This is a genomic window from Leyella stercorea DSM 18206, assembly GCF_000235885.1.
Taxonomy (GTDB): Bacteria; Bacteroidota; Bacteroidia; order Bacteroidales; family Bacteroidaceae; genus Prevotella; species Prevotella stercorea.
The window spans coordinates 1-949 of the sequence record NZ_JH379440.1 but is presented as its reverse complement, the minus strand read 5'-3'; the positions used below and the strand labels follow the sequence as shown (position 1 = coordinate 949).

The window sequence follows — 949 nt, the reverse complement described above, 5'->3', positions numbered from 1 at the left end:
CGGGTCCGCCTCCAGCCGAGGCAGACCTGCCCCTATTTAATGAACGAATATCGGAATGACCCTATATATCATTTTATTTTTCATCGCCCTATGTACGGGTATGGCCTTGTCAGTCTATACGTTCGGTACGGGCGGCAAGCGCAAGCACATCTTTCAGAATATCTATTTCTCTGTGGAAGATACAGATGGTGTGGGTGTGCTGTACACCAAGACGGGTGAATATTCCGCCGTCTTGAAAATCGAAAATCCAGTACAGAAGTATTCGGCAGACATTGACAGCTATTACGATTTCACGCATCTATTCTCTGCCCTTGCGCAAACACTGGGCGAAGGATATGCCTTACACAAACAGGACATCTTCGTGAGAAAACAGTTCGCGAACGAGCCGGAGCATAATCAAGAATTTCTTTCGGCATCGTACTTCCGTTATTTTAATGGGCGTCCGTACACGGACAGCCTTTGCTATCTGACTATCACACAGGAAGCCAAGAAGAGCCGTCTTTTCTCTTACGATAGCAAGAAATGGCGCGATTTCCTCGTGAAGATTTATAAGGTTCGAGACCTACTACGCGACAGCGGTGTACAAGTGAAATTCCTGAACAAAGCCGAGGCAAGCGAATATGTGGACCGTTACTTTGCGATGAACTTCAAAGACCGTACGGTCTCGATGACGAATGTCAAGGCTGACGACGAAACGGTATCTATGGGTGATAAACGCTGTAAGGTGTACAGCCTCGTGGACGTGGACTGCGCCGCACTCCCCTCGCTGATACGTCCCTATACCAATATCGAGGTGAATAATACCGAGATGCCAGTGGATCTTGTCTCGGTGGTGGATAATATTCCGAACGCAGAAACGGTGGTGTACAACCAAATTATTTTCCTGCCCAGTCAGAAGCGTGAACTGGCATTACTCGACAAAAAGAAGAACCGGCACGCAAGCATCCCC

General features: G+C 48.1%; 1 pseudogene. It reads left to right on the top strand.

Going from position 1 to position 949, the window contains the following annotated elements:
• Positions 1 to 55: 55 nt before the first annotated feature.
• A pseudogene (locus HMPREF0673_RS07820) lies at positions 56 to 949 on the top strand (conjugal transfer protein TraG); the annotation flags it as partial.